This window comes from Actinotignum schaalii, from assembly GCF_028864145.1.
Lineage (GTDB): Bacteria > Actinomycetota > Actinomycetes > Actinomycetales > Actinomycetaceae > Actinotignum > Actinotignum schaalii_B.
The window spans coordinates 24,541-48,604 of record NZ_JARBHJ010000001.1 but is presented as its reverse complement, the minus strand read 5'-3'; the positions used below and the strand labels follow the sequence as shown (position 1 = coordinate 48,604).

The following is a 24,064-nucleotide window of genomic DNA, read 5'->3' as shown; positions in this document are numbered from 1 at the left end:
CGAGTCTTGACGATTTCTTTACGTTTAGGCTCAGGCTTTTTTCATGTGCGAATGTTCACGCTCGCAAAAAAGAGAGGAATCCGCAGCATGGAGCCGTTTTTCAACGGTATGCAAGTCTGGACACGTTCAGGAAGGAGTCACGTCTCACGCCAGGTATATCTCATATGTTGAGATAGTTTTTCTCAAAATCATTCCAGCAATGAGATAAGCACTGTTTTAGGGCGCCGCGGGGGCGGGCGCGGCAGTACCGTGCCCGAAGAGATCACGCAGCCGCGCCCGGGACACCTTCCCGTCATCGCCCATCGGAAGCTCATCAAGCACCACCAGGAGGCGCGGGAGCTTGAAGGAGGCGAGCGCCTGGGCAGCAAAAGCCCTGAGCTGATCGAGGCTGGGCACGGGTAGTCTCTGGGGCACCACCGCGAAACCGCCGGTTACCGGATCCGGGGTAGCGAAATCTTCGGAACGGGCTTCGTGAGAATCCATCACAATGGCGGCGCCCACCACCTGGCCCCACACCGGATCTGGCACACCTGTGACCAGAGCGGAATGCACTCCCGGGTACTGGTGGAGTACCCGCTCAATTTCTTCGGGGTGAACGGTATCTCCCCCAGTTTTGATGGTATCGGTGACCCGGGCAACCAGAGTGATATATCCATTCGCATCTACCCGCGCGTGGTCTTGAGAGCAGAACCATTCCCCCGCGAAGGAGGAGCGCTGGTAATTCTCCCCGTGCCAGTATCCGGCCGAAATGCTCGGTCCGCGTAATTGCATTTCTCCGATTTCCCCGGGCGCCACCGGGGTATCGCTACCCGGCTCCACCAAGCGAATCTCCACGTGGGGCATGGCACGCCCCACCGTTTCAGCCTTGTGCGCCACGCGCGCGGTGGGAAGATACGGGCCGACGCCGCCTGTTTCCACAGACCCCCATATGTTCAGCGGATGCAGACCCGCGGCATCCAGGCGCCCCATAAGAGCGGGCGGTACCGCTGCTCCACCCACGAAAGCGTAGCGGAGACTGGAAAGATCCCGGGCGAGGAAGGTGTCGTCGTCGAGCATAAAAGAATAGGTGGTGGGAGTGCCGAACATGGTGGTGACCCGGTGTTCTTCAATAAGGTGCAGCAGGCCGGCCGGAGAGGGAGTACGCGCAATAACAATGCGGCCCCCGCGCGCGAAGTGGAAGAGCGTGCCGCCGTTGAACCCGGCGATAGAGGAACATCGAGCGCTGTGTAGGAAAATGTCATCACGTCCGTAGCCCAGAGCATCATGGAAAATACGATCCGCCCACCACAAATTGTCATGGGTAAGTTCGAGGGCCCGGGGCGCTTCCGGGGGCGCGGGCCGGAACATCATAACGGCAACCCCACTCGGGTATCCCTCGGTATTAAAAGCGGGATGACCGGCGGTGCCATCGGCAACGAAATCAGCGGTGAAACTCCCGGTTGCCGCGCTCAGAGCAATATAGCCGTTGGTGAGGGCGGGAGTGAAGGGTGGTGCGAGGACGTCGTCGTCGATAACAAAATGGATAAGAGTTCCCGTGGAGGTGAAGGCGCCGGCAGTACCTATCTCCGCGCACGCGATAAGAACGCGCGGGGCCGCAAAATCGACGAGGCGTTGAATCTCCACCGGGTGAAGGCGGGCGTCCACCGGAACGTAAACCGCACCGATGCGGGCGCAGGCCACCGCAACCAGATAGTGATAGGGAGAATTATGGGCCACGATCATAACGCGGTCCCCGTGTGAGACACCGGCCTGGACGAAAAGTTGGGCAAGGCGGGAGGTGATATCGCGGGCCTCACCGACCGTCAGGGCGGTGGCGTCATAGAAGAGACAGGGGCGATCCGGGTTGGCGAAAGCGGTGCGATCAAGCAGATAGGCGACGTTCGTGACGGGGACGCTACTCATTGCTCTCACTTTCTGAGCCCGACCCCGCTCCCCCGCCGGTATCCGCGAGATCCGCATCCGGCATATCAGTTGCGCGATCCCCGAAAAGGAAACCGCGAATGAGGCGACGCAGCTGGTAGAGATCATCCACGTGGGAGAGCTCGCGCGCCGAGTGCATGGACAGGAGGGGCACGCCCACATCCACCGTGGTGATACCCAGGCGAGTAGCCGTGAGCGGGCCGATGGTGGTGCCGCAGGGAATGGAATTCCGGGAAATGAAGAACTGATAAGCAGCGCCGGCATCACTAGCCGCCCGGAGAGCGAGCGTGACGGATTCGGCATCGGAGGCGTAACGCTGCTGGGCGTTCATTTTGATAAGCGGGCCCGCACCGGCGCGCGGGGCGGAATCCGGGTCGTAATACTCCGCGTAATTCGGGTTGAGAGCGTGCCCGGCATCGGCAGACATGCAGGCCGAACGCGCCAGTAGCCGGTACCAGCTATCCCCGCGCACCCCGAAGCTTTCCGCGATGCGGGTCAGCACGGTTTCCAGGAAGGGCCCGCTGGCTCCGCTGGTGGTTCCCGAACCGACTTCTTCGTGGTCGAAAGCAGCGAAAACTGGGAAGTAGGGAAGAGTCGCGTCATTCCCCACGCCCGCCGCCACCCCATCGAGGAGCGCCCGAAGGCCGGCATATACAGAGGATAAATTATCCTGACGCCCGGCGGATAGGTACGTCCCATTGCGCCGCGGCGGCTCGACATCATATGCGTAGATATCATGCCAGCCGATCCATTCGGCACCGGGCGTTTCCCGGCCCTCCGGGCCCGGCTGGGCATAGCGCGCCAGGGTTTCAAAAAGATCGCTATCGGTATCGGCGCCGAGCTCCGATTCCACCCCGGCATCCCCGCGCGCTCCGGTAAAAATCGGGTGGAGATGCTGCTGGCGATCCAAGGTGAGGCTATCGCGGTTACCGGAAATAAGGTGCGGGGCGAGCTGCGGGATCACCATGCAGGCCGGGGTACGAACCAAGTATTCCCGACCGTCCATATCCGTGATGCGCCCGGCCAGGCCAAGGTCACGGTTAAGCCAGGAATTGAGCAGTGGCCCGCCGTACACTTCCATATCCACCTGGGTGTAGCCCCCGTGGCGAGAAGTACCGGCCGGCTTGAGTTTGAGGCTGGGCGAATCGGTATGTGCACCCAGGATTCGGAACGGCGCTAGTTCGCCGGAGCCCGCGCCCCGCGGGCTCACCCAGGCAATCAATGCCCCGCCGCGCCGCACATAGCGTGCCCCGCACGCCTCCCAGGGTTCCGTTTCGCACTGCTCGGTGAAACCGTGTGCTTCCAGAATGTGCGCTAGCTGTGCCGCCGCGTGGTAGGAGGACGGGGACGCCGCGATGAACTGCGCGTATCCGCGGGCGTGGTGATCAGCGGCGGTACCTTCCTGCACCAGCACGGTATCCGCCTGCGCAGTATCAGGCGTGGACTCGGCAAACTCAGACATACTCATGGCCTCCCAGTCTAGTGACCGCCGGGGCACCCCGGCCTCGTTGTTTTAGCGGTTAGGGGCGCGGATTACCCTCCGGGGAATCCCAGAAATCCCCCGCGGGATCGGTTCCGGTGGTGCCAGGCCCGCCGGCGGCCTCAGGTGCGCCGTCGTTCCCCGCACCGTCATTTTCCACGACGGCACCGGCCGCAATCTCTGCCGGCGTAACTTCCATGGTGCCGCGCGCGGCATGGCGGCGCGCCAAGAACAGCAGCAGAATCCCGAGGGCCAGTACCAATACGCTAATAACCACCCAGGCGAGGACCTGCGCCCCACTGTTGGCGAGCTGGGCGCCACCGTGCATTGCCATCATTGTTATTGAACTCCTCACCGCAACGATTAGCTTCCTGGGACGATGGTACACCGGGTGACTAGAACATCACACCGGACCTTTTCCATGCTTTTTCGTCAGCGAGGGTGGCTAGGATTCCCGCTCATGACAAAAATTTTTCGCGCTGCGTCGTTGCGGCGTGACGGTGGGGAACACGGTGCCCACCGTGGTGGGGCTCTGGCCCGCGCGGGTGTTGGTTTGGCCGCTCTCGGCGTTGTTTTCGGTGATATCGGAACCAGTCCGCTCTACGTTGTGCGCGCGGTTTTCACCGTGCATGGCGGCGCCGTTCCGCTCACGGACGCCTCGATTTTCGGAGTGATCTCCCTGGTGGTGTGGATGCTCCTTCTTATCGTGTCCTTCAAGTACGTCATTCTTGTATTGCGTGCGGATAACGACGGCGAGGGCGGCATTATTGCCCTCGCCACCCTGCTGCGCACTCTCAGCGGTGGGCGGCCGCGGGTCGCCGCGCTCTTCACGGTGGCGGGCATGTTCGGAGCGGCGCTCTTTTTCGGCGACGCCGTTATCACCCCGGCCATTTCAGTGCTTTCCGCTATCGAAGGTATCCGGGTGGCGCTCCCGACCTTCCCCGCCACCCTTATCGTGCCCATCGCACTGGTGATTCTTCTCACCCTGGGCTGGATGCAACGCTACGGCACCGGGCGGGTTGGCGCTATTTTCGGGCCTTTCATGCTGCTGTGGTTCACGGGTCTGGCTCTCATCGCCCTCCCGCATATTGCTGCGCATCCGAAAATTTTCGCGGCACTTTCCCCGCATGAGGCCCTCACTTTTGTGGCTCGCCACCCGGCGATCGGTTTCTTCGCCATGGGCGCGGTAGTTCTCGCGGTAACCGGTGCCGAAGCGCTCTACGCCGATATCGCCCATTTCGGGCGACGCCCCATTTCCGCGGTGTGGTTCGCGGTGGTGCTGCCCGCGCTGGTGTGTAACTATCTGGGGCAGGGCGCACTGCTGCTCGAGCATCCGGAGGCTATTGCCGATCCGTTCTTCCATCTGGTTTCTTCCCAGTGGGCTCTGGTACTCACGCTGCTGGCCACCGGCGCCACGGTAATCGCCTCGCAATCGGTGATCGCGGGCACCTATTCCATTGCCCGCCAGGCTTCCCGGTTGGGATATCTGCCGCACCTGCGGATTCGCTATACCTCCGCGAGCGGAGCGGGGCAGATTTACCTGCCGGATATCACCGGGCTGCTGGTGGCCGCAGTGGCGGCCGTCGTGGTCATTTTCCGCGATTCGGAGCGGCTTTCTTCCGCCTACGGGCTTGCGGTCTCCACCGATTTCCTTCTTACTACCGCCATGCTTCTGGCCCTCACGGTGATCGGCTGGCACTGGCGCTGGTGGCAAAGCGCTGCGCTGGCGGTGGTACTCGGCGTGGTGGAAGTGCCGCTTTTCGCCGCTAATGCCGCAAAACTAGTAACCGGGGGCTGGCTACCGCTGCTTATCGCCCTCGTTCTCATGGTGGTTATGCTCACCTGGCGGCGCGGGGAGGCAGTGGTGGCAGCCACCCGGGCACGGACCGAAGGTACCCTCGCGGAATTCGCGGCGAACTTACAGAAAAATCCGCTACGGCGCGTTCCGGGTACCGTGATCTATCCGCATTCCCTCGCCACCACGGTTCCGGCCGCTTTGCGGGCGACCACCGCGTTGCATCGCAGTCTGCGCGACCACGTTATTATTCTCTCCATTAAAACGGCCCCGCAGGCCCATATCGAGCGCGCCGAACGCATCACCCGTACGCAGGTGAGCCCGCGGGTGGAAGGCATTGTGCACCTCACGATGCGTTACGGCTTCATGGATATCCGTAATATTCCGGCCGATCTGGAATGGGCGCAACGCGAATACGGGTGGGGTTCCTGGAAGCTGAACGAGGCCCAGTGGGTACTCAGCCATCTGGGGGTACGCTCGCGCGGGAAGAACGACGACGCAGCTCCGGGCGCCACGAGTTCTGCCGCCACCGGTGATTTTCCACAATTGGCTCGCTGGCAAGCCTGGCTTTTTGCGCGGATCGCGCGCCATTCCGCATCGCCGGCCTGGGTGAGGAGTCTCCCGGCGGATCGCACCGTAGAGATTTCCCGCGAGGTCATCGTGTAGCTACTAATGTCGAAGCGCCTGGTAGCGTTCCTAGTATGACGACAACAACGCATTACCTCGGGCAGCTTCGCCTCGATGAACTCACCCTTACCGTCCCGCTCACCGCGGATCGGGAAGATACGCGCACCATTGAGGTGTTCGCACGTATCGCCACCCGCCCGGGCGGGGAATCCCTCCCTTATCTCTTCTACCTGCAGGGCGGGCCCGGTTATGAAGCCTGGCGGCCCAGCCTGTCCCCGCTGGAACCCTCCTGGCTAAATGTGGCCCTGGAACGCTACCGGGTTGTTTTTGTGGATGAACGCGGTACAGGGCGCTCCACACCCGTTGGGGAAGATATCCTGAGCACCGGAAGCACCGCGGAGGTGGCCGAATATCTCAGCCACATGCGTGCCGATGGCATCGTGCGCGATTGCGAGGCGCTGCGCCAAGAACTCGGGGTGGAGAAAATCAACCTCCTCGGGCAGTCCTTCGGTGGTTTCACCACCGTGCATTACCTTTCGGTAGCGCCCGAACATATCGACCAGGCCTTCCTCACCGGCGGGCTTACCGCGGTGCGCCGCAGCGCTGATGATGTCTATTCCCTCACGTGGGAAAAGATGCGCGAGCACAGTGAAGAGTACTACCGGCGTTTCCCCGCGCATCGCGACCGGGTGCGGGAGCTGGTGGATCTGGCCGGTAGCGGCTCCATTGAATTACCCACCGGGGAAATCGTCTCGCCCTCGCGGCTGCGTTCCCTCGGGCACCTTCTCGGTTCGGATAACGGGTGGCGAGAACTGTACTACCTGCTGGAAAAGGATCCGGCTTCCACCGCTTTCCGTTATGACCTTGCCGCCGCTATGCCTTTCGACGGGCGTAACCCGCTCTACTATGTGCTGCACGAATCCTCCTACGCGGACGGCGTGGTCACCGATTGGAGCGCGGAGCGTACCCAACCGGAGGATTTCCGTACCGATACTTCGCTTCTCTACGGTGAACATGTGTGGGCGGAATGGGCGGATACCGTGCCGGCATTCCAACCGTGGAAGGATGTAGTTGAGAAGCTGGCCACCTGGGAGTGGCCGCAACTCTACTTCCCGGATGCTTTGCGGGAATCGGGCGCGCGCGGTGCGGCTGCTGTGTACGTGAATGATGCCTATGTGCCCCTGGAGTTCTCCTTGGAAACGGGGGCACTGCTTCCTGGGATCCACCGGTACGTAACGTCCACTCATGAGCACAGCGGTTTGCGTTCCAGTAACGGGGCGGTGCTGCGCACGCTCTTTGAATTGGCGGATGGAACGCGGCTGCGCTAACTATGCGCGCCAGGAACGCCCCACGGCGGGGTTAGCCGGGCGCTGAGCTGCACTAACCGAACACCCCGCACGGCGCCCAGTTGTCCGGAAATTCCAGATAACTGGGCGCGGGGCGTGCGCTCCAGGAATAGTGGCCGGCCCGCGCGCGGGCGGCCGGCGGTAAGAAAGTGAGGATACACAGATGTGGAATGATGCGGATACGGATGCTGTGGTGTTCGGAGATAACCTACCGGTGCTCCGGAGCTTACCGGCTGAATCATTCCAGCTTATTTACCTCGATCCGCCTTTTAATACCGGCCGCCCCCAACGCCGCTCCACGGTGGTGACCCGGCGTTCCAGCACCGGGAATCGTATCGGTTTCAAGGGCCAGCGTTACGAAACGATCGTGGAGCGGGTACTCGGCTACGATGATAGCTTCGCTGAATATTGGGGTTTTCTTGAACCACGCCTGGAAGAAGCCTGGCGGCTCCTCACCGATTCGGGAACGCTCTATCTCCATCTTGATTACCGGGAGGCACACTACGCGAAAGTGCTTCTCGATGCGCTTTTCGGGCGGGAATGTTTCCTCAACGAGATTATTTGGGCCTACGATTACGGCGCTCGCACGAAAAAACGCTGGCCCGCCAAACACGACACTATTTTGGTGTACGTGAAAAACCCGGCCAGCTACTACTTCAATTCGGAAGATGTAGATCGAGAACCGTATATGGCTCCCGGATTAGTCACCAAGGAAAAGGCAGCACGCGGCAAACTTCCTACAGACGTGTGGTGGCATACCATCGTCTCCCCCACCGGAAAAGAAAAAACCGGCTATCCCACCCAAAAACCACTGGGGATTCTGCGCCGGATTATCACCGCATCTTCTCGCCCGGGGGACCGCGTCCTTGATTTCTTTGCCGGATCAGGTACCACCGGAGCCGCGGCGCGTGAATTGGACCGCCAATTCCTGCTCATTGACGCCAATCCGGAAGCAATCGCGGTGATGCGCACCCGCTTCCCCGATGAGGTGCAGTTCGGGGAATGGGATGGCGAGGCGGTCAGCTGGAAGTAGCGCGCATCCGAAATTACCTCCGGATATTGCCGTAGAGGCAGTTCAGGAATCGACACGCACCTGGGAATAGAGGGCGCAGGCACCTACCCGATAAGCAGGCTCCAGGGCAAGCTCCGGATCCGCGTAGAAATCCGGGGAATGATTCGAGGCGGGCTCCCCGTGCGCCGGGTCGAGCTGCGCGGGCGAAAAACCACCGAAAAGCCAGAATACCGAAGGCGCACCGGCGCTCTGCCCGAGGACCGCAAAATCCTCACTGAAACCGAAAGTTTCGCTGGCCAGATTCTCCTCCCCCAGTTCCGCACCGATCACCTCACGCAAGGCCGCAACAGCTGCGTCGTCGTTCACGGTGGCATCTACCTGACGGATCTGGCGGATCAGCGGTTCGGGGGCGCCGGCCGCGAGCGCCTCGGCTCGCACAATCCGCTCGATACCGGTATTGATTATTGCGCGGGTTTCCTCATCCCGGAACCGAGTATTGATGCACAGGCGCGCGGTGTCCGGAATGATATTGTCCTGGCTGCCAGCCTGGAAAACGCCGACGCTCACCACCGCGTTGCGGTCCGGATCCGTCATACGGGAACGGATTGTTTGCAGGCGGGTGACGATGGCCGAACCAATCACAATAGGGTCGACGGCGCGATGGGGCTGCGAGCCGTGCCCGCCCACCCCGTGCACAATAACTTCGAAACCGTCCGAGCCGGGCAGCACTCCACCCGGATAAAGATTGACCCAGCCGGCCGGGCGTGGCACCACGTGCCCGCCGTACATGACCTGCGGGCGCGGAGCTTTCTCCCACAGACCGGCCTCCACCAGGGCGCGTGCCCCCAGACCGTTTTCTTCCGAAGGCTGGAAAACAAAAACGATGGTACCGCGCCACAGCTGCGCATGGGCCGCAAAGGCCCGGGCCAAGGCGAGCGCGATCGACATGTGGGAATCGTGCCCGCAGGCGTGCATAACCGGAACATTTTTCCCGGACGCATCAATTCCGGTGGCCCGCGAGGCATAGCTCAGGCCGGTACGTTCGGCAACGGGCAGGCCGTCCATATCAGCGCGATAGCCCACCACCGGGCCGGAACCGTTGCGCAGCACGCAGGCAAAACCGGTATCGGTCACGGGGATAATCTCACGGGTGACCGCACCGGAAAGTTCGAGGTTTTCCAGGCGTTCCCGGAGAGCTCGCGAGGTCTCCACTTCCTGGAAAGAGAGCTCGGGATTGGCGTGGAAATACTGGAAATCACCGATCATGGTGGCCCGGTCCGAAGCGCTGAGGTGAAATTCCTCCGGAAGATACTGCACGGCGTTCCCTCTCATCCGATGCTAGCGGTGCGGGCGCCTCCGTGGCGCAGGGTGCGCAAGCGTCCGCTCACCTCGTTTATTTTAGCGCCGGGATCGACAGCCGCGCCGAACGTCCGTGGCAGGTCGGGGCAGTGACTGGCTAGGCTGGAGGGAGTGTGCAGGCGAGGTGTACCGGTAAGCGGAGCCAAGAGGTGCCGGTACGCGCGGCGGCAGCTCCCGGGCGAGGAGGATTATGTTCCATAACATCATTTGGGATATGGGCGGAACCATGGTGGATACCTATCCGCATGTGGATGCCACCTTGCAGGCGGTTGTTCTTGATTCCGGTCAGGAGGTTTCCCTCCTGGAAGTTGCTCGCCTGACCCGGCGCTCCACCAACCTCGCCATCACCGAGCTTTCACGCCGTTTCGGGATTCCGGAAGCCGAGTTTCGGGCGCGCGAACAGGAATTGAAAGACTCGTGGAAAATCACACCGCCGCCCGCGATGGCCCATGTGCGTGATGTTCTTGCCGCGGTTTCCGGGATCAATGTGGTGGTCACGCACCGGGATCGCACGAGCGCCCGCACCCTCCTGGAGGGCTTGGGACTCCAAGTTACCGATATGGTTTGCCCCGAGGACGGTTTCCCGCGCAAACCCGACCCGGCAATGTTCACCCATATGCTCAGCAAGCACCACCTAGATCCGGCCCGCACCCTCGCTATTGGGGATCGACCTATTGATATCACAACCGCACATAAAGTTGGAGTGGCCGGTGCTCTCCTGGAAACTCCCGGTATTGAGCTGGAGGCAGATGCTGATTATCGCATCACTGATCTTGCGGAGGTTCTCCCGCTCCTCGGCTCATGAGCTAGCGGCATAGTTTGTACCCGCGCGGGAGTTTTTCTGGCACAACCAGACTTGTTAGGACGCAAGGCCAGTTTCAGCCACAACAGAATTTTCTAGCCGTAGCAACGCTTTTTTCATATCCAGCCCACCCGCGTACCCACCCGGGGCGCCACGCGCGGCAAGCACCCGGTGGCATGGCAGCACAATGGGTATCGGATTGTGCGCGCATGCCGATCCCACCGCACGAACCGCCCGCGGGTTGCCCACCATTGCAGCAAGCTGGCCATAGGAGCGGGTCTCCCCGTAGGGAATTTCCTCGAGGGCACGCTGCACCCGGGCCGCGAAGGTGCCGCGGGTGAGAAGCAGATCGGTAGGGAGCCTGAAATGGGTGCGTTCGCCCGCGAAATACTCGGTGAGCTGGGCACATGCCCGCGCGGCAAGCTCCTCCGCCCGGCGCCGCTCGGCCTCATTCTCAATCTCGATAACCGCCTGCGGGCCCGGGCTCCCGGGAAGCACCACCGCGATCACCGCATGCGCCTGCGCCGCAACGGCGAACTGCCCCAGTGGGGAATCACAGGGGCGCCATACCGCCGCGGCGCAGGCACGTGTCACGGGAGGTTTCTTTACTTCGCAACCTGGGCGGTGAGGTGTTCGAGGCCGCTCAGCACGGCTTCCACCTCACTCGCACGGCGTTCCAGCGGAGTGAATTCGCCGTCCGTCCAGTCCTCAAACATCATGAAATTCACTTCGGAACGGATAGCTGGCATATTGAAATTAGCCGTAATCTGGCGCCATTGCTCGATAGCGCGCACACCCCCGATGGAGCCGTGCCCCACGAAAGCAACCGGCTTATTCATCCACTCCGCGCCCAACACATCCACCGCGTTCTTGAACGCCCCGGGCACCCCGTGGTTGTATTCCGGGGTCACGAAAATAAAGGCGTCGAATTCGCTGATTTTATCGGCCCAGCGCTGGATGGCCGGATCATCGTAGCGACCGTTGGCCGCAGCCGGAACCACGGGGCTGGTGAGGAGCGGAATATCGAGATCCTTGATATTGACGAATTCGTAAGCGACCTCCCCCGCCCGCTGGGCTGCGAGTTGAGCGACGTACCGGGCCACACCCTCGGTGGCCTGGCCCGCGCGAATTGATCCGGAAATAATGGCGATCTTCATAAACGTGTCCTTTCGTTTAGGTGAGCGACACCCAGATTACCAATCTCTCATTTACCTTTCAATCGGACGTGGGGTGCTCCCCTTTTAGCTCGGTGCGAACACCCTCCGGTTCGGCATCGGCTTCAGCATCGACACCACCTTCACGCAGATCACTGGCGAGCACCGCGTAGACGATGGTGTCCGTCCACTCCCCCTTGAGCCAGAAGTCCTGGCGCATATGCGCTTCTTTACGCATTCCCGCATGCTGGAGCATAAGCTCACAGACCCGATCCCGCGCATCCATTTGTGCAGCAACGCGATGTACTCCGCACCGGGTGCAGGCATAGCGAATCATGGCCCGCATAGCCTCCGATGCGTAGCCGTGACCGCGAAAATCCGGGTGGAGCACGGTGGCAATCTCCGCGACGCCGTGCTGCGGATCGGTCATCCACAGGCGCACGTCCCCGATGGGTTGCGCATCGAGTTCTATGACGACGGCGAGCGCGGCCTGCGGGCCGCGCAAATCCCGCGCCTGGGCGCGCTGGGCAGCTTCGTTGACCGCCCGTTCGGGATTCCAGGCATCGGTCATGAGGTATCTGGTGACATCTTCACGGCTGTAAATGCTATGCAGCCACGGCGCATCATCGGGCCGGTGCAGCCTCAATCGCAGCCGCGTGGTTGTCACCGAAAATTCTTCAGGTGTCGTGGTATCCATAACTCTTTAAGTGTAACGAAAAACACTTTTGAGGGAAGAGGTTCTGAGCTGGTTATCCACGATACGGAACGGGGCGGTAATGAGGCAGCGGATCGCTCGCCAACCTTCCGTACAAATCAACATCGATACGCCGCCCGTTGATCAGGAATTTCCCGCGTTCGGTTCCTTCCTTGAGGAATCCCGCCGCGCGGGCCACCCCGCCGGAGGCGGGGTTATTCACCCGGTGCCCGAGTTCCAGGCGCTCCAGCCCGCGCTCGCACAGCGCCCAATCCGCGACTGTTGCCGCCGCTCTGGACATGATTCCGCGGCCCCAGTAATCGTGGTGCAACCAGTAGGAAAACCACCCGCTTTTCTCATCTCCATCCGCGTGAATACGAACCATACCGATGAGTTCACCGCTATCTTCCCGGGCGATGACCCAGGCCAGCTGCGAATCGGGATTTTCCAAAATCTGCGCGATATAGCGGCGAGCACCGGCCATATCCGTGATATTGCCCTGCCGGATCATATCGGGATGGGAGGCGAAAGCCGCCACAATAGCTGCGGCGTCGCCCTCACGCACCGCGCGCAGCACAGTATCAACCTTCGTTCCCATGCTCGTTACCAAGAGCTACCTATACATTAAAACGGAATTCGACGGAGTGTCGTCGATAAATAACTATTCGATGCGCAAAGTACAACGAAATACCGCTAGAAACAGACAACATATGGGGGTGCACAGAAACACATATAGGTTCTGCGGAAAACCTATAGGGTGCGTCGCTAAAAACCGCTGTGCGCGAAAAACATAAAGGGTTTACGGACCCGGTCCCAGACCCCTCAATACTCTGAGCCGGAAGAATGGAAAGTGGAAGGTTGATCCCCACTATTTATTTTTTCCGTTTTTCGGAGTACATCGGGAGCTACAACTGCGGACCAGCTCTGTGTGAACTAGATGAGAAGGCGCAGCAGCGAATCATCGACGCTGGACAGTTGGTGCTGCGGGCACGCGAGCGGCACCCCCAGCGGTCACTCGCGGAGCACTACAACCCGTTATCGATGGACCCAATTCTGCTCAAGGCCCACAACAACTTGGACCGGGAAGTCGATAAGGCTTTCGATGTGGCACGCAAACTCACCAACGAGCGCCAGCGCCAGGAGCTACTGTTCGCCAGCTACGGGGAGTTGGCGAGGGGCTATGTCTCCTCGCTTTCATCAAAATCGAAACCACCAGCAGGGTCGTTCCCCGTGCGGGTGATTTTGATCGGTCCCGCTGCTGGGTGTAGAACCCTGTCGCTGGCAACGCCGGGAACTATGACTGTGCCCGACGAGAACACGTCACTGCCATAACGCGGCTCACGGTAGACGAACATGGGTCGTTCACTACTACTGGTGGATTTCGGTTTTGGTGGTGGGGGGATTACCGCCGCCGGCCTCGATTTTTCCGTTGAGGAGGGCGTTGACTACTTCCCGATTGTGAAATGGGCCGATGGCGCGGTGAAGAGGAACCAGTCACCTGGAAGAGATCGATCCAGTCGCTGGTGTGCAATCTGGGAGGTAGGGTTGCGGGGTCGATTCCTCGCGAGCGCAACCATGATTGTGTCTCTGAACGTGATGAAAACAACCCTGCCCTTCGGAGAATTTCCCCTATCCCGCGTCCCCGGGCGGTGAAAACGGTGTGCACCATCGCCTGAAAGGCTTTGCGTTGCTCTATCGGGATCTTCGGGTCACCCACCCGGCGGATCACTAAGATCCCCCCGTCAACGTTTGGCTGTGGCCGGAAAGCAGACCTTGGTACTCGGGAACCAAGGTGAAACGTGAACCATGGGGACCACTGAGCTGTCATCATCGTGCTTGCACCTACCCCGGCCCGGCGGCGAGCGACTTCCCACTGCATGAGGAGTACAGCGGCAGTCCATGCCGGCGCATGCAACAACTTTCGAAGAATGGCAGTGGTGAGGTGAAAGGGAATGTTTCCCACAATGACACAGGGAGTGGCGGGTAACGGGAAGTTGAGGAAATCATCATGGACCACTTCGACCGACGCCGAGGCGGTCTTTTTTGTGAGTTTGGCAGCTAGTTTTGCGTCTACCTCAACTGCCGTTATTGCCCTCCCCAAGTGGGATATCGGGTGAGTGAGGGCACCGCTTCCTGGCCCGATCTCAATGATGGGGCCGGAGGTTTGTTTTACAAGATCGACGATGGAGTTGATGATCTTGTGGTCTGTGAGAAAATTTTGGCCATGTTCGTGACGGCCGTATCCGTATGTAGACATCAGGTGTGCTCCGTGGAGTTGAAACGGAGCCGGGCATGGCAAATGGCCGCCCGGCTAAAGGACCGGAGCGGTTTCTAACCTGCGGGAGGGAGAAAACCGCCTTAGCGGCTGGTGAGCGGCCGCATGAAAACGGAACCTGAAATCAACATGGGCCTATCGTATCCAATTAATTTCGCAGGGTCCAATACGGTGAGAAAGAAGACAACCGCACCGCAACAGTGCAAGACCTCTCTGGATTGGAATTTAATTGAACATGGGTTTGGGGTACGACGCGCCCTACTCGGAGTGGCACGGACACTACGGCTGCGCGCCCACACACAACAGTAAAGAGCTCGGCAATGCACAGACACGTAACGAGAGCGCCACAAATGTATGTACGTTTAAGTTACAGCATCGACACTGACGCTCCACATGGAGGGACGGCCGCAGCCCTGCAGCAAGCACACGGCAGGGTGTCTGCTTCGGGCGACGTGAAATTACGCAGAAAAATACGAAACACATCACCGCAGGTCACGGTAGGTATTTGCGGGTCATTTCGTAATCTCGTAAACGAAAAGAACAAAACTACGAAACACAAAAACATACGTTGAGCAGCGTAAATGGTTTTCGTTTCGTAATTTTTCCACTTTTTGAAGAAAATCTAAATAAGAAGAGACACCTTGATTGCGATTGTGTCCCGTGTCACATAGCTGCAACCCCTGCAGCGTGCCCTCAACGAGGACGCTCTGTGTCGTAGACATGTGCCTGCAATGCGTGTCTGTGTCTCTCTCTTAAAAGGTTTGGGTCGAAATACCGCAAAATTACGAAACACCGCCGAAATGTGACGTGTCTATGCAGGTCACAGCGTTATCGCGTGTTTCGTAGTTTTGTTCTTTTCGTTTGCGGAAATCACGAAACCGCAGGTAGAGCGTTTCGTAATTTTTTCGTATTTTGATCGGCAAATTACGAAACGAGGTCAAAACTACGAAACGAACACACAACACCTGTGTTGCGTGTCACACAACGGCGCGCCACGGACGTGTTGCAGCGTGGCAGTATCCCGGCCGTGTCACATAGCTGCAACCCCTGCAGCGTGCCCTCAACGAGGACGCTCTGTGTCGTAGACATGTGCCTGCAATGCGTGTCTGTGTCTCTCTCTTAAAAGGTTTGGGTCGAAATACCGCAAAATTACGAAACATCCCCGAAATGTGACGTGTCTGTGCAGGTCACAGCGTTATCGCGTGTTTCGTAGTTTTGTTCTTTTCGTTTGCGGAAATCACGAAACCGCAGGTAGAGCGTTTCGTAATTTTTTCGTATTTTGATCGGCAAATTACGAAACGAGGTCAAAACTACGAAACGAGCGCGCTACAGACGTGTCACAGGTCATAAAAAGGCGCGCCCCTTGCGTGTCACCGTGACGCAGCATCCCGGCCGTGTCACATAGCTACAACCCCTGCAGCGTGCCCTCAATGAGGACGGTCTATGTCGTAGACATGTGCCCGTAATGTGTGTCTGTGTCTCTCCCTTAAAAGGTTTGGGTCGAAATGCCGCAAAATTACGAAACATCCCCGAAATGTGACGTGTCTGTGCAGGTCACAGCGTTATCGCGTGTTTCGTAGTTTTGTTCTTTTCGTTTGCGGAAATCACGAAACCGCAGGTAGAGCGTTTCGTAATTTTTTCGTATTTTGATCGGCAAATTACGAAACGAGGTCAAAACTACGAAACGAGCACACTATAGACGTGTCACAGGTCACAAAAAGGCGCGCCCCTTGCGTGTCACCATGCCGCCACACAACAGCTGCCCCACCACAACACCCCAGCCGTGCCACGTGGCGTGTAGAAACGTGCTCGGTTCGATTCGTAAAGATTAGGTCGCAGGCTATTGTGCGCGACGCATAAGTTCCGTACGATGGCCCCCAGACCGTATGTGGCGTTTTAATTCGTTTTTGGTTTAGCCAGCCGCATACGGGGGATAACCCCGAGGATAATTCATAAAGAGACAGCCTCTCGACCGTGATAGGCGCGGTTCCTCCGACGAGATAGACCGGTCGGCAACGGCATTGCCAACCACAAAAGCGGTCAGGTAGGGAGTAAGCGCTCCCGTAAAGCGATGGGACGGCAGACCACCGTTCTAGCGAGTTGAGCACGGCACTCCAAGCCGCCTGAATAGCAAGCCGGTAAAGCACCCCGCTCCGGGACAGATCAATCTGCCCAGGAGCGTTTTTCTATGTCCGAAAAGGACACGACTACCGCCGTCGCGCCACGCTTTTACACGCTGCAGGAACTCGCCGATCTCGGCGTCGGCTCCGAGTCCACGTTGCGAAAAGCTATTAAAGAGGGCCGTCTTTCATTCCACCGTTTCGGCACCGCCTATCGGATTCGCCAAGACGATCTCGACGCCTACCTCGCGGCCGCACGCCGCCCTGCCCCGCAGCTATTCGACGGCTTCGTCGATGCCGTCGTGAATGCAGCGCCCCAACTGACAGATGAGCAGCGCCAGCAGCTCGTCACGGTGCTGGGCGGTGTGAAGCACTAATGCGGACAAACCCGCCTACGACGAGATCCCGCCGCTTAGCTCAGCTAGTCAGGCTGGGTCTTGAACTGAGTGCGAGGGCTGATGGGTGATGGCCGTGCTACTACACACGCGCGCTCCACCGTCGTGCCCCGAGTCCAAATAAACAGTTCATTCAACCAAGGAGAACAAACCATGTCTTTCAGAGACGATTACGCAGCAGCGCTGCGCGATGAGCAGCAAGCAAAAGATACCGTGAACGAGGCGCGCCGTGCACACAAAGCGACAAAGGAGCGCCTTGCGCAGTTGCGCAAGTATGCCGAAGAGTTCGAGGTGAATCTCGACGGTGACAAGTCCGCCAGCACCGAAGGGGACGGTGACAAGTCCGCCAGCACCGAAGGGGACAGCGATACACCTGAGAACGGTGACGGCGACACGCCTGAGAGCACCGAGGGCAGTAAGCCGAAGCGGCATCTAGAAGTTGTACCCGACTAACCCTTTAGCCGTACACGCAATCACCTCATGTGTGTACGGCCACGCGGCGTGACGACGTACAGCCGTCACGTTTGATGTCGCCACACACCCCGCTCGCAAGGGCGGGGTTTTCGCGTGTGTGCGGGTGGCTGCGGCACCGCTACACGTGACACTGTCACGATGCTTGCGCCGGTATCGGCGACGGGGCATATACACGTCTGCCCCGTCGCCTGGATCATCCGCCACATGGCTGGCGGTATGTCGCGCTGCTGTTATGCGCGGTTCTGGCCGGCATAGTCTTGTGTGGACTTGAAATATGCCGAAGACGGGGCCGTGGGTGCAGCAAAGACAGCAGCGTGGACAGAGCAGATTTCAGCAGCTGTGCTGCTGAAGATGCAACCGCGACGGCAGATGGTATGCGGCGCATGCCGCATAATGGACGCGTCGTGAGATACGCCAATATCCATCTCGGCAGGCTTGCCGTGATGGAGCGTTTCGTGATGACCCAAACACGACACATCGATGCTGGCATATCCGAATGTATATCAACGGGATATATCGGATTGCCGGCAGTGTCGTGATGCAGAGCATGGGTCATCACACAAGGTGCAGCGCCAGCTGCACTATTGGGCACCTTGACCGGAGCGCAGCGGAGGGAAAGGTAGACCCAGCCAGACCGAGCGAGCGAGGTCTGAGTCTGGGGCTATAAGGGGCGGCGCGCCAGCGCCGGGCACCGGGTTATGCGAGCGCCAGCGAGTAGTAATACCCGGTGCAGTGCCTCGGCTATGCCGAGCGCCGGAGCGCAGCGGAGGCGTCGCACCCCCTTATGCCCTTTTCCCCCTTCTACCCCTATAACGACAAACATATAGGGGTTTTGACACAGAAGGGGGCTGCGACCTGCGTGTTTCGGGTTGTGACACGGTCTTCGACCCTTACCCGAAACGGCCCGTTGATGCGCGAAGCGCACATGGTGCCTACGCAAAACCTGCAGGTCGCCACGCTGTGCGCACCACATGCGGCGTCAGCCACTGTATGTCGGTCTTAAAGTAAGGGCCGATGACGGGTGGAAACGCCGCTTGCGGCGTCTTCCCGCGTCATCGAGACACCTGCAGCGAGCTTGCGAGCGCAAGGTGTCTAACCGCACGGCAAGACCGACATCGCCTACGTGGTGCGCACAGCCACACCCTGCACCGTGACACCGCCGTTAGGCGGTTATTGCAGGGTGGTGAGAATCCCGCAGCGAGCCATCCGCCGCCAGGCGGTGTTGATGCTGCTGCGGGGGTTGAACCACGGGCCTGATTAATACACTCCATATCTGCCCGTGCCATAAGCACAGTATCGGTGCAGACGCATCACGCTCGCGGCGGAGATATGCGCGCAAGCGCATGTAATGAGCACCGCCAGCGACGTGTGTTTCGCGAGCGCGTCGCGCTGCAGCAGATCCAGCGGCAGCGGTTGATGCACATGTGTAGCGCCGCGACTCGATTGGTTCATCTTTGTGGCAGCGGCTGTACGGCCCTGTGGCGGCCGTAGACGCCTCGGATGGACGGAGTGCGCGTGCAGAAGAACAGTTTCAAGACGTCGCTGTTCGTCGTGTATCTGCCGAAGTCGATGTGCAAGGAGATCCCCGACTACTACACCAGTGAGGTGGACGGGCGCGAAGTGAAACGTCCGCGCTATGTCGCCCGCGACTACGAGGAAGCAAAGCAGTACCTCGAAGAGTCAATGCGCTGGCTTGCAGAAAACTTCATCCCCGGCGGTATCGACGCAGTCGCTGGCGGTGATATGAACTTTGACGAATCAACGCCACACATCCAGTTCCAGGCGGATACGTTCTCACCGAAGCCCGAAGATCCCGACAAGCTCCGTTGCCGCCCCGGCATCGCGTACAACACTGACACCTCAGTGCGGTACACATCCGGCCCGAAGAAGGGCAAGCAGATCTCGGGTAACCAGAAGTTCATCGACGCGCAACGGGGCCTGCGCGAACACATGCACTCGCTCGGCTATCCGGTGGAACTAGAAGTCTCCGAACGTCATGACGAGTCACTCAACCTCGACCGCTACACCGAGCAACAAGACCGGGAGCGCGATCTCGCCAAGCGCGAGGATGATGTGGAAGTCAAGAAGCGATCCGTGCAGCGCGACATGGACGCAATTGATCGTGACCGCGAGCAGGCTGCTAAGGAACTTGAACAGGCGCAAGAAGCCCGCGAAGCAGCCCAGCGCGTACAGGAGAATGCTGAAGCACAGGCTCGCGAGGTTGCCGAGCGTGTGCTCAAGGAAGCACGCGAGAAGGCCGAGCAAGAAGCCGAAGAGATCCGCAGCGAAGCACGCAAGGATGCTGAGCAGGAGTTGGGCCTGGCCGAAGCGCAAGCAGACGAGCTGCTCGAACGAGCCGAAGAGACTGCGCGGGCCAAGGCGGGCGATATTACAGCCGCAGCTCGCAGCGAAGCAGAGACGATCACTCGCAAGACCGACGAGGCCCGTAAGCAGGCTGAGCGCGACGCCGAGACGATCCGCAGCAAAGCACGAGATGAGGCCACGAGCATCCGCGACGAGGCCACACGCGACGCTGCAGTAACGCGCAAGGATGCCCGCGATGAGGCTGATCAGATCCGCCGCAACGCGCACACGGACGCCGAAGATGAAGCCGCCATCATCATCGAAGAAGCGGTGAAGTCAGGACAACAGTTGGAGCACTTGGATAAGAAGTTCCTGGTGCAAGAACTGCATCGCAGCCCAGAGTTGCTTGAGCGTTACACGCTGTTCAGGCAGTCGCAGACCTCAGGCAAGAAGGGCGGGGCGCAGCAGCGTGCACGCGAGCGCATCGAGAAGCGCCGCCAGCAGCAACAGCAGCGTGATCGTGATGGCGGTATGGAGTTGTAGCACTGCTCTCCCCTGCCCTGTACGGCCTTCTGCGGGCCTAACAGGGGGCCGTCGGCGTCGTAGGTCATTGGCGGCGGGTAAACGGCTGATATTCAGCGAAAATCGAAGAAATCTCGGCTAGGCGGGGCCGGTGTCACTACGTTGCGCAGTGAATTGGCCTGTTGAGTGGCGGAGATAGTGCGCAGCACGTCGGTGTGTACGACGGGGCATGTGCTGCGCAGAAGAGATGTCCGTAGAAGGGCCGACAGAATGTCGTTGTCATTCTGTTGCGTAGTAAAGGTGTCAATAGGATGACAAACCACTTCACTGCCCAATTCACATGTCATTAAAGTGACAGGGCATTTGATTGCGCAGTAAACGTGTCGATGAAATGGGTGCCCAATACACAGTGCAACCTACGTGTTAATGAAATGTCACAGACACTACATAGTGCAGTGAGTTGCGCAGCAGAAACGCCAGTAAAAGCACCGCACCACTGCACCGTAAAACTGCACAAGTGATTCGCAGCAAATTGGCGTGTGAAATGGTTGAAAAAATAACCCCGCAGGTTTCCCTGCGGGGTTTCGTAGTTAGAACGGTACTTCTTCGCCCTCAGCGCCAGCCAGGGCGGCGGTCGCCGCCTCGCCTCCGCGACGGGCAGCGCGAGCAGCGGACTCCTTCTTGGAATCGATCAGCTGCACGGTGTCGATACGGGCGACCAGCGGGTAGTGCTTCACACCGTCCTTGTCGGTGTAGACGTCGGTCTTCAACGAGTAGCTCACCGCGATGCGGTCGCCGGAGCCGACGCAGCCGAACACGCCGGGGTTCTTAGCGTCCTGGACGTAGCCGGTCAGCTCCACGATCTCGCTTTCCACCTTGCCGGTGGCCTTGTTCTTGAAGGTGTTGCGCGCATAGACGCTGAGTTTCACCGTCGCGCCGCCGTTTGCGTGCTCGAACAGCTTCGGGGCGCGAGCTGCGTTGCCGACGATGGCGCCGTTGTTGAAGGGGTTGGACATGATGGTTCTCCTTACGTGAGTGGGTGTGAATTGCCGTGCAATGTGGGTACTTAAGCAGCGGCTTTGCTGCTGCGGGGTGGTTGCGCTGTCGTTACAGCACTGCCCAGGGCAGCGGTGTGCCTGCCGCCTCTAGGTCGCGCAGTTCTTGTGCTGCGCCCGGATCGGCGTCCTCGCCGTCGATGCCGTCGGCGAGCTGGTAGAGCAGTTCCAGGTCGGTGTGGGTGATGTCGCGCATCACGTGCCTCCTTGTTCGGATTGATGGTCAATCCGTCTGTTGGAGACAGCTCTGCTGTCTAAAGGTCACTCCCCTGCCTCGTTGCGGTGTCTGTCGTCGCAAGCCAAGGCCCCGCGAGAAAAAGAAACCCCGTTGCATTGCTACAACGGGGTGTGTGGTGCTACTCGGCAAACAAGATCGTGCGGGTCTTCTCAGCGCCCTCACGGACGAGTTCGACCATCCGCTCGCCTTGGCCGATGTCGGTCAGCTTCGCCACCAGCGACGGGAAGTTCTCGTCTGGCCCGATCTCGGTGGCTCGCTGCGCAGCCACGCCAGCTAGCCCCGGCTGGCCTGTGGCGTGAGCGAGCACGGCAACAGTGGCGGTGAGCTGCGAGCGCATGCCTGGCCAGCTGGTCGGGACAGCGCGCATAACCTTCTCTATGAACGCAAGGCCCGCCTGCGGGTCATCGAGCAGTGCGGCAAGCAGCGTGTCCCGCAAGCGCGGCGTGGTGAAGCATTTCAGCGCAGACCGAACAGCGCGAGCGCTCGGCTGGGTGATCCCTGCCGCCGCCTGCTCATACTCACGCTGCAGCACGTCTGCGAACATGGGCGGGATATACGCCAGCGCGTCTTCGATGATGTCGGCGTGCTCGGCAGCGTCGATGCCGTGGTCAGTGCTGTTCAACCGTGCCTCGATGTCGTCTTTGCTCGGCTCCGGCAGCTCGCCGGTGTGCTCTAGCATCTGCTGCAGCGCCGCTGATGCGGCGACCTCGCCGACAACACCGTGGCGCGGCTCGTCGATGAGCGGATGCTGGTACACAGACCACCAAGCAGCCCCAGTGACGATCTCGGGCACCTGCACCACCCCGAGCAGCGGCGGTAGCGGCGAGGCCCCGCTGGTGAGGTACGTGGCCGTCTCGTCGAAGACCGGCTGCGCAATGTCATCGCTGATCATGTACGCGATAACAGCGTCGAGTTCGAGGTGGTGGACCCACGCTGCGAACCGCTCGCGGCTCTCGGTGAGCTTCTCCACTGCTTCGTCCAGGTCGAACCGTGCGACCGGGCCGAGGCGGACGGTGTCGACGCCCTCGTCGTCGACGAAGAACGCGAGGATCAGCGAGTTGTTCGGGTAGAACCCGAGGATGCCGGGGAGGTTCGCGAGGATCTCGCCGTGGGATGCAAGCGTGTGAGAATGGGTGGACATGGCAGTGCTCCTTTGCACGAATACGGGGTGTATGTGGTCAATCCCGTATTCGGCCCGGCTCTGCCGGTCGCAGGCGTATCCCAGCAGTGCAGCACTCATGTGTGCCGAGCGTCGCTAGCGCAGCCTGATGCCTTCTCGCCGGGTGCGAGCGCTAGCGACGCAGCCTGTGCTTAAGCGTCGGCTTCGATGCGCTTGAGAGCGCGATAGATCGTCGGCCGCGAGACGTTAAAGGTGCGCGCTACAGCGCTGACGGACTTGCCGCCGTCGATAAGCTCCTTGGCCATCTGCGCCTGCTCAGCGCTGAGCTTCGGCTTGGGGCCGGCGACCCTGCCCTGTGCGCGGGCGTGCGCCACGCCCTCACGGGTGCGCTGGACAAGCAGGTCACGCTCCCACTCGGCAAGACTTGCCATGACGTTGATAACCACCTTGTCGGTGGGCTTCGACGTGTCCAGCGCTGGCTCCAACACCTTGACGTTGATGTCACGCTCGGCGAGGTCAGCGATGGTGTTCACGGTGTCCGCGAGGCTGCGGCCGAGCCTGTCCAAGCGCGTGACAACGAGCGTGTCGTCGGGGCGCATGTACGCCAGCGCGTCATCAAGACCAGGCCGTTGCCAGTTGGTGCCGGAGATGGTGTCTGAGTAGATGTGGTCCGGGTCGCAGCCAGAGCCTGAACGCTCAGATGACTTCGAGCCTGACTTCTAGCCTGGAACCGCTGGTAGAAGTAGCTGTATCTGAGGCAATGTCGAAAGAGCCTAAGAGCCTGCACGAGGCAGCAGAAGCCTCTAAGAAGGCTCGCAGCGCTCTGCTCCAGGAGAAGGAGTCCAACGAAAAGCTGCTGGAGGAGATACGCGCAGAACGCAAGCAGTATAACGACGATATGGAAAAGTCGAACACGAACTTTATTAAGGCCTGCATGTCTGCCTCGTGGATTGCAGCCAGTGTTCTCTTCGTTGCTATCGCACTCGTTGCTGTCGGAGCCTTGGGGAACGGGCTGCTAAGTATGCTCGGCATACCCGACGGCGTGTCTGCCTTGTGGGGTCACGTCCAGGAGGCCAACGGCATCGGCCCAACACTGGGCTGGTTGGCGTTAACACTTATCGTCATAGGGGTTCTTATAGCGCTTATGACCTGGATGTTGTCCCAGGCTGCGCCGGGTATTGCTCACTTAGTCGAGGAATACCGTCGCAATCACCCGAGGAAAGAAACGAACCACTAACTAGAACACGTGCACCGTAAAAGTAAAAATCCCCACAACACAGCGTAGCGGTTAACCGCTACGCTTCTTTTATGCTCTTCCTATGCCCCAACTTTGCAACAGCACCAATAAACTGGCGCCCCGGTTATAAGTTGG

22 protein-coding genes are annotated in these 24,064 nt (G+C 59.9%); 9 read left to right on the top strand and 13 right to left on the bottom strand.

Translation table 11 applies throughout. From position 1 onward, the window contains the following. Positions 1-216 precede the first annotated feature (216 nt). From PWJ82_RS00225 to PWJ82_RS00215, 3 genes are read right to left on the bottom strand one after another with little or no spacing between them, the layout of a single operon-like run. Complete coding sequence (locus tag PWJ82_RS00225) at positions 217-1,902, bottom strand: class I adenylate-forming enzyme family protein (RefSeq protein ID WP_274734817.1); 1,686 nt, start codon at positions 1,900-1,902, stop codon at positions 217-219. Then, positions 1,895-3,388 (bottom strand): M18 family aminopeptidase, encoded by a 1,494-nt coding sequence (locus tag PWJ82_RS00220; protein WP_274734815.1) that lies wholly within the window; start codon positions 3,386-3,388, stop codon positions 1,895-1,897. The genes PWJ82_RS00225 and PWJ82_RS00220 overlap by 8 nt, the downstream gene beginning before the upstream one ends. A 52-nt stretch (positions 3,389-3,440) precedes the next feature. Continuing rightward, positions 3,441-3,737 (bottom strand): hypothetical protein, encoded by a 297-nt coding sequence (locus PWJ82_RS00215; protein WP_274734813.1) that lies wholly within the window; start codon positions 3,735-3,737, stop codon positions 3,441-3,443. Between the two features lie 123 nt (positions 3,738-3,860). On the opposite strand from PWJ82_RS00215, the gene PWJ82_RS00210 reads away from it, so the two are divergent. The 3 genes from PWJ82_RS00210 (at position 3,861) to PWJ82_RS00200 (ending at position 8,201) form a co-directional block, all read left to right on the top strand. After that, positions 3,861-5,861: a potassium transporter Kup gene (locus tag PWJ82_RS00210; RefSeq protein ID WP_274734811.1), complete on the top strand. Its 2,001-nt coding sequence runs from the start codon at positions 3,861-3,863 to the stop codon at positions 5,859-5,861. Between the two features lie 35 nt (positions 5,862-5,896). Next, on the top strand, positions 5,897-7,150 hold the full coding sequence (locus PWJ82_RS00205; protein ID WP_274734809.1) for an alpha/beta fold hydrolase: 1,254 nt from the start codon (positions 5,897-5,899) through the stop codon (positions 7,148-7,150). A gap of 181 nt (positions 7,151-7,331) precedes the next feature. Further along, entirely contained in the window at positions 7,332-8,201 is an 870-nt protein-coding gene (locus tag PWJ82_RS00200) for a DNA-methyltransferase (protein ID WP_274734807.1), read from the top strand. A gap of 42 nt (positions 8,202-8,243) precedes the next feature. Here the strand turns inward: PWJ82_RS00200 and PWJ82_RS00195 are convergent, their stop codons facing one another. Beyond that, positions 8,244-9,512 carry an amidohydrolase gene (locus PWJ82_RS00195; protein ID WP_274734806.1) on the bottom strand — a complete coding sequence of 423 codons (1,269 nt, stop codon included), beginning with the start codon at positions 9,510-9,512 and terminating at the stop codon, positions 8,244-8,246. 217 nt (positions 9,513-9,729) lie between these two features. On the opposite strand from PWJ82_RS00195, the gene PWJ82_RS00190 reads away from it, so the two are divergent. Continuing rightward, positions 9,730-10,344, top strand: coding sequence for an HAD-IA family hydrolase (locus tag PWJ82_RS00190; RefSeq protein ID WP_274734805.1), 615 nt, complete (start codon positions 9,730-9,732; stop codon positions 10,342-10,344). A gap of 54 nt (positions 10,345-10,398) precedes the next feature. On the opposite strand, the gene PWJ82_RS00185 is transcribed toward PWJ82_RS00190, so the two are convergent. Genes PWJ82_RS00185 through PWJ82_RS00170 form a run of 4 tightly spaced genes read right to left on the bottom strand, consistent with a single transcriptional unit; the run spans position 10,399 to position 12,787 of the window. Further along, positions 10,399-10,935 (bottom strand): methylated-DNA--[protein]-cysteine S-methyltransferase, encoded by a 537-nt coding sequence (locus tag PWJ82_RS00185; protein WP_274734804.1) that lies wholly within the window; start codon positions 10,933-10,935, stop codon positions 10,399-10,401. 11 nt (positions 10,936-10,946) lie between these two features. Next, on the bottom strand, positions 10,947-11,498 hold the full coding sequence (locus PWJ82_RS00180) for an NADPH-dependent FMN reductase (RefSeq protein ID WP_274734802.1): 552 nt from the start codon (positions 11,496-11,498) through the stop codon (positions 10,947-10,949). A 58-nt stretch (positions 11,499-11,556) separates the two neighbouring features. Then, positions 11,557-12,192 carry a GNAT family N-acetyltransferase gene (locus PWJ82_RS00175; protein WP_274734800.1) on the bottom strand — a complete coding sequence of 212 codons (636 nt, stop codon included), beginning with the start codon at positions 12,190-12,192 and terminating at the stop codon, positions 11,557-11,559. A 52-nt stretch (positions 12,193-12,244) separates the two neighbouring features. After that, positions 12,245-12,787, bottom strand: coding sequence for a GNAT family N-acetyltransferase (locus tag PWJ82_RS00170; protein WP_274734799.1), 543 nt, complete (start codon positions 12,785-12,787; stop codon positions 12,245-12,247). 245 nt (positions 12,788-13,032) lie between these two features. Here PWJ82_RS00170 and PWJ82_RS00165 point away from each other — a divergent pair, with 245 nt between their 5' ends. Beyond that, a complete protein-coding gene (locus PWJ82_RS00165; protein WP_274734797.1) occupies positions 13,033-13,521 on the top strand; it encodes a type IIL restriction-modification enzyme MmeI in 489 nt (162 codons plus the stop codon). Positions 13,522-13,591: 70 nt separating this feature from the next. Here the strand turns inward: PWJ82_RS00165 and erm are convergent, their stop codons facing one another. Further along, positions 13,592-14,446, bottom strand: a complete 855-nt coding sequence (gene erm / locus PWJ82_RS00160; protein WP_016456425.1) for a 23S ribosomal RNA methyltransferase Erm — start codon at positions 14,444-14,446, stop codon at positions 13,592-13,594. Between the two features lie 2,206 nt (positions 14,447-16,652). Here erm and PWJ82_RS00155 point away from each other — a divergent pair. The 3 genes from PWJ82_RS00155 (at position 16,653) to PWJ82_RS00145 (ending at position 20,300) form a co-directional block, all read left to right on the top strand. After that, complete coding sequence (locus PWJ82_RS00155; RefSeq protein ID WP_024058948.1) at positions 16,653-16,961, top strand: helix-turn-helix domain-containing protein; 309 nt, start codon at positions 16,653-16,655, stop codon at positions 16,959-16,961. Positions 16,962-17,132: 171 nt separating this feature from the next. Next, positions 17,133-17,432 (top strand): hypothetical protein, encoded by a 300-nt coding sequence (locus tag PWJ82_RS00150; protein WP_024058949.1) that lies wholly within the window; start codon positions 17,133-17,135, stop codon positions 17,430-17,432. A gap of 1,521 nt (positions 17,433-18,953) precedes the next feature. Next, the gene (locus PWJ82_RS00145; protein ID WP_040693938.1) at positions 18,954-20,300 is read left to right on the top strand and encodes an ATP synthase F0 subunit B; all 1,347 of its coding nucleotides are present in this window, start codon (positions 18,954-18,956) and stop codon (positions 20,298-20,300) included. Positions 20,301-20,869: 569 nt separating this feature from the next. Here PWJ82_RS00145 and PWJ82_RS00140 read toward each other — a convergent pair. The 4 genes from PWJ82_RS00140 to PWJ82_RS00125 form a co-directional block, all read right to left on the bottom strand. Then, positions 20,870-21,295, bottom strand: coding sequence for a single-stranded DNA-binding protein (locus PWJ82_RS00140; protein ID WP_274734792.1), 426 nt, complete (start codon positions 21,293-21,295; stop codon positions 20,870-20,872). A 91-nt stretch (positions 21,296-21,386) separates the two neighbouring features. Beyond that, positions 21,387-21,530, bottom strand: coding sequence for a hypothetical protein (locus tag PWJ82_RS00135; protein ID WP_016456431.1), 144 nt, complete (start codon positions 21,528-21,530; stop codon positions 21,387-21,389). 160 nt (positions 21,531-21,690) lie between these two features. Further along, on the bottom strand, positions 21,691-22,713 hold the full coding sequence (locus tag PWJ82_RS00130; RefSeq protein WP_049181628.1) for a DUF4192 domain-containing protein: 1,023 nt from the start codon (positions 22,711-22,713) through the stop codon (positions 21,691-21,693). Positions 22,714-22,883: 170 nt separating this feature from the next. Continuing rightward, positions 22,884-23,357 (bottom strand): recombinase family protein, encoded by a 474-nt coding sequence (locus PWJ82_RS00125; RefSeq protein WP_080972893.1) that lies wholly within the window; start codon positions 23,355-23,357, stop codon positions 22,884-22,886. A 35-nt stretch (positions 23,358-23,392) separates the two neighbouring features. Here PWJ82_RS00125 and PWJ82_RS00120 point away from each other — a divergent pair, with 35 nt between their 5' ends. Continuing rightward, positions 23,393-23,929, top strand: coding sequence for a hypothetical protein (locus tag PWJ82_RS00120; protein ID WP_218079069.1), 537 nt, complete (start codon positions 23,393-23,395; stop codon positions 23,927-23,929). Positions 23,930-24,064: the final 135 nt, after the last annotated feature.

What these genes read in the sequence shown, in the direction of transcription:
- PWJ82_RS00220 (WP_274734815.1), bottom strand. Translation starts at nt 3,388, where the DNA reads ATGAGTATGTCTGAGTTTGCCGAGTCCACGCCTGATACTGCGCAGGCG.
- PWJ82_RS00175 (WP_274734800.1), bottom strand. Translation starts at nt 12,192, where the DNA reads ATGGATACCACGACACCTGAAGAATTTTCGGTGACAACCACGCGGCTG.
- PWJ82_RS00145 (WP_040693938.1), top strand. Translation starts at nt 18,954, where the DNA reads ATGGACGGAGTGCGCGTGCAGAAGAACAGTTTCAAGACGTCGCTGTTC.
- PWJ82_RS00200 (WP_274734807.1), top strand. Translation starts at nt 7,332, where the DNA reads ATGTGGAATGATGCGGATACGGATGCTGTGGTGTTCGGAGATAACCTA.
- PWJ82_RS00210 (WP_274734811.1), top strand. Translation starts at nt 3,861, where the DNA reads ATGACAAAAATTTTTCGCGCTGCGTCGTTGCGGCGTGACGGTGGGGAA.
- PWJ82_RS00150 (WP_024058949.1), top strand. Translation starts at nt 17,133, where the DNA reads ATGTCTTTCAGAGACGATTACGCAGCAGCGCTGCGCGATGAGCAGCAA.
- PWJ82_RS00195 (WP_274734806.1), bottom strand. Translation starts at nt 9,512, where the DNA reads ATGAGAGGGAACGCCGTGCAGTATCTTCCGGAGGAATTTCACCTCAGC.
- PWJ82_RS00180 (WP_274734802.1), bottom strand. Translation starts at nt 11,498, where the DNA reads ATGAAGATCGCCATTATTTCCGGATCAATTCGCGCGGGCCAGGCCACC.
- PWJ82_RS00155 (WP_024058948.1), top strand. Translation starts at nt 16,653, where the DNA reads ATGTCCGAAAAGGACACGACTACCGCCGTCGCGCCACGCTTTTACACG.
- PWJ82_RS00120 (WP_218079069.1), top strand. Translation starts at nt 23,393, where the DNA reads ATGACTTCGAGCCTGACTTCTAGCCTGGAACCGCTGGTAGAAGTAGCT.
- PWJ82_RS00170 (WP_274734799.1), bottom strand. Translation starts at nt 12,787, where the DNA reads ATGGGAACGAAGGTTGATACTGTGCTGCGCGCGGTGCGTGAGGGCGAC.
- PWJ82_RS00225 (WP_274734817.1), bottom strand. Translation starts at nt 1,902, where the DNA reads ATGAGTAGCGTCCCCGTCACGAACGTCGCCTATCTGCTTGATCGCACC.
- PWJ82_RS00165 (WP_274734797.1), top strand. Translation starts at nt 13,033, where the DNA reads ATGGAAAGTGGAAGGTTGATCCCCACTATTTATTTTTTCCGTTTTTCG.
- PWJ82_RS00130 (WP_049181628.1), bottom strand. Translation starts at nt 22,713, where the DNA reads ATGTCCACCCATTCTCACACGCTTGCATCCCACGGCGAGATCCTCGCG.
- PWJ82_RS00140 (WP_274734792.1), bottom strand. Translation starts at nt 21,295, where the DNA reads ATGTCCAACCCCTTCAACAACGGCGCCATCGTCGGCAACGCAGCTCGC.
- PWJ82_RS00205 (WP_274734809.1), top strand. Translation starts at nt 5,897, where the DNA reads ATGACGACAACAACGCATTACCTCGGGCAGCTTCGCCTCGATGAACTC.
- PWJ82_RS00215 (WP_274734813.1), bottom strand. Translation starts at nt 3,737, where the DNA reads ATGATGGCAATGCACGGTGGCGCCCAGCTCGCCAACAGTGGGGCGCAG.
- erm (WP_016456425.1), bottom strand. Translation starts at nt 14,446, where the DNA reads ATGTCTACATACGGATACGGCCGTCACGAACATGGCCAAAATTTTCTC.
- PWJ82_RS00190 (WP_274734805.1), top strand. Translation starts at nt 9,730, where the DNA reads ATGTTCCATAACATCATTTGGGATATGGGCGGAACCATGGTGGATACC.
- PWJ82_RS00135 (WP_016456431.1), bottom strand. Translation starts at nt 21,530, where the DNA reads ATGCGCGACATCACCCACACCGACCTGGAACTGCTCTACCAGCTCGCC.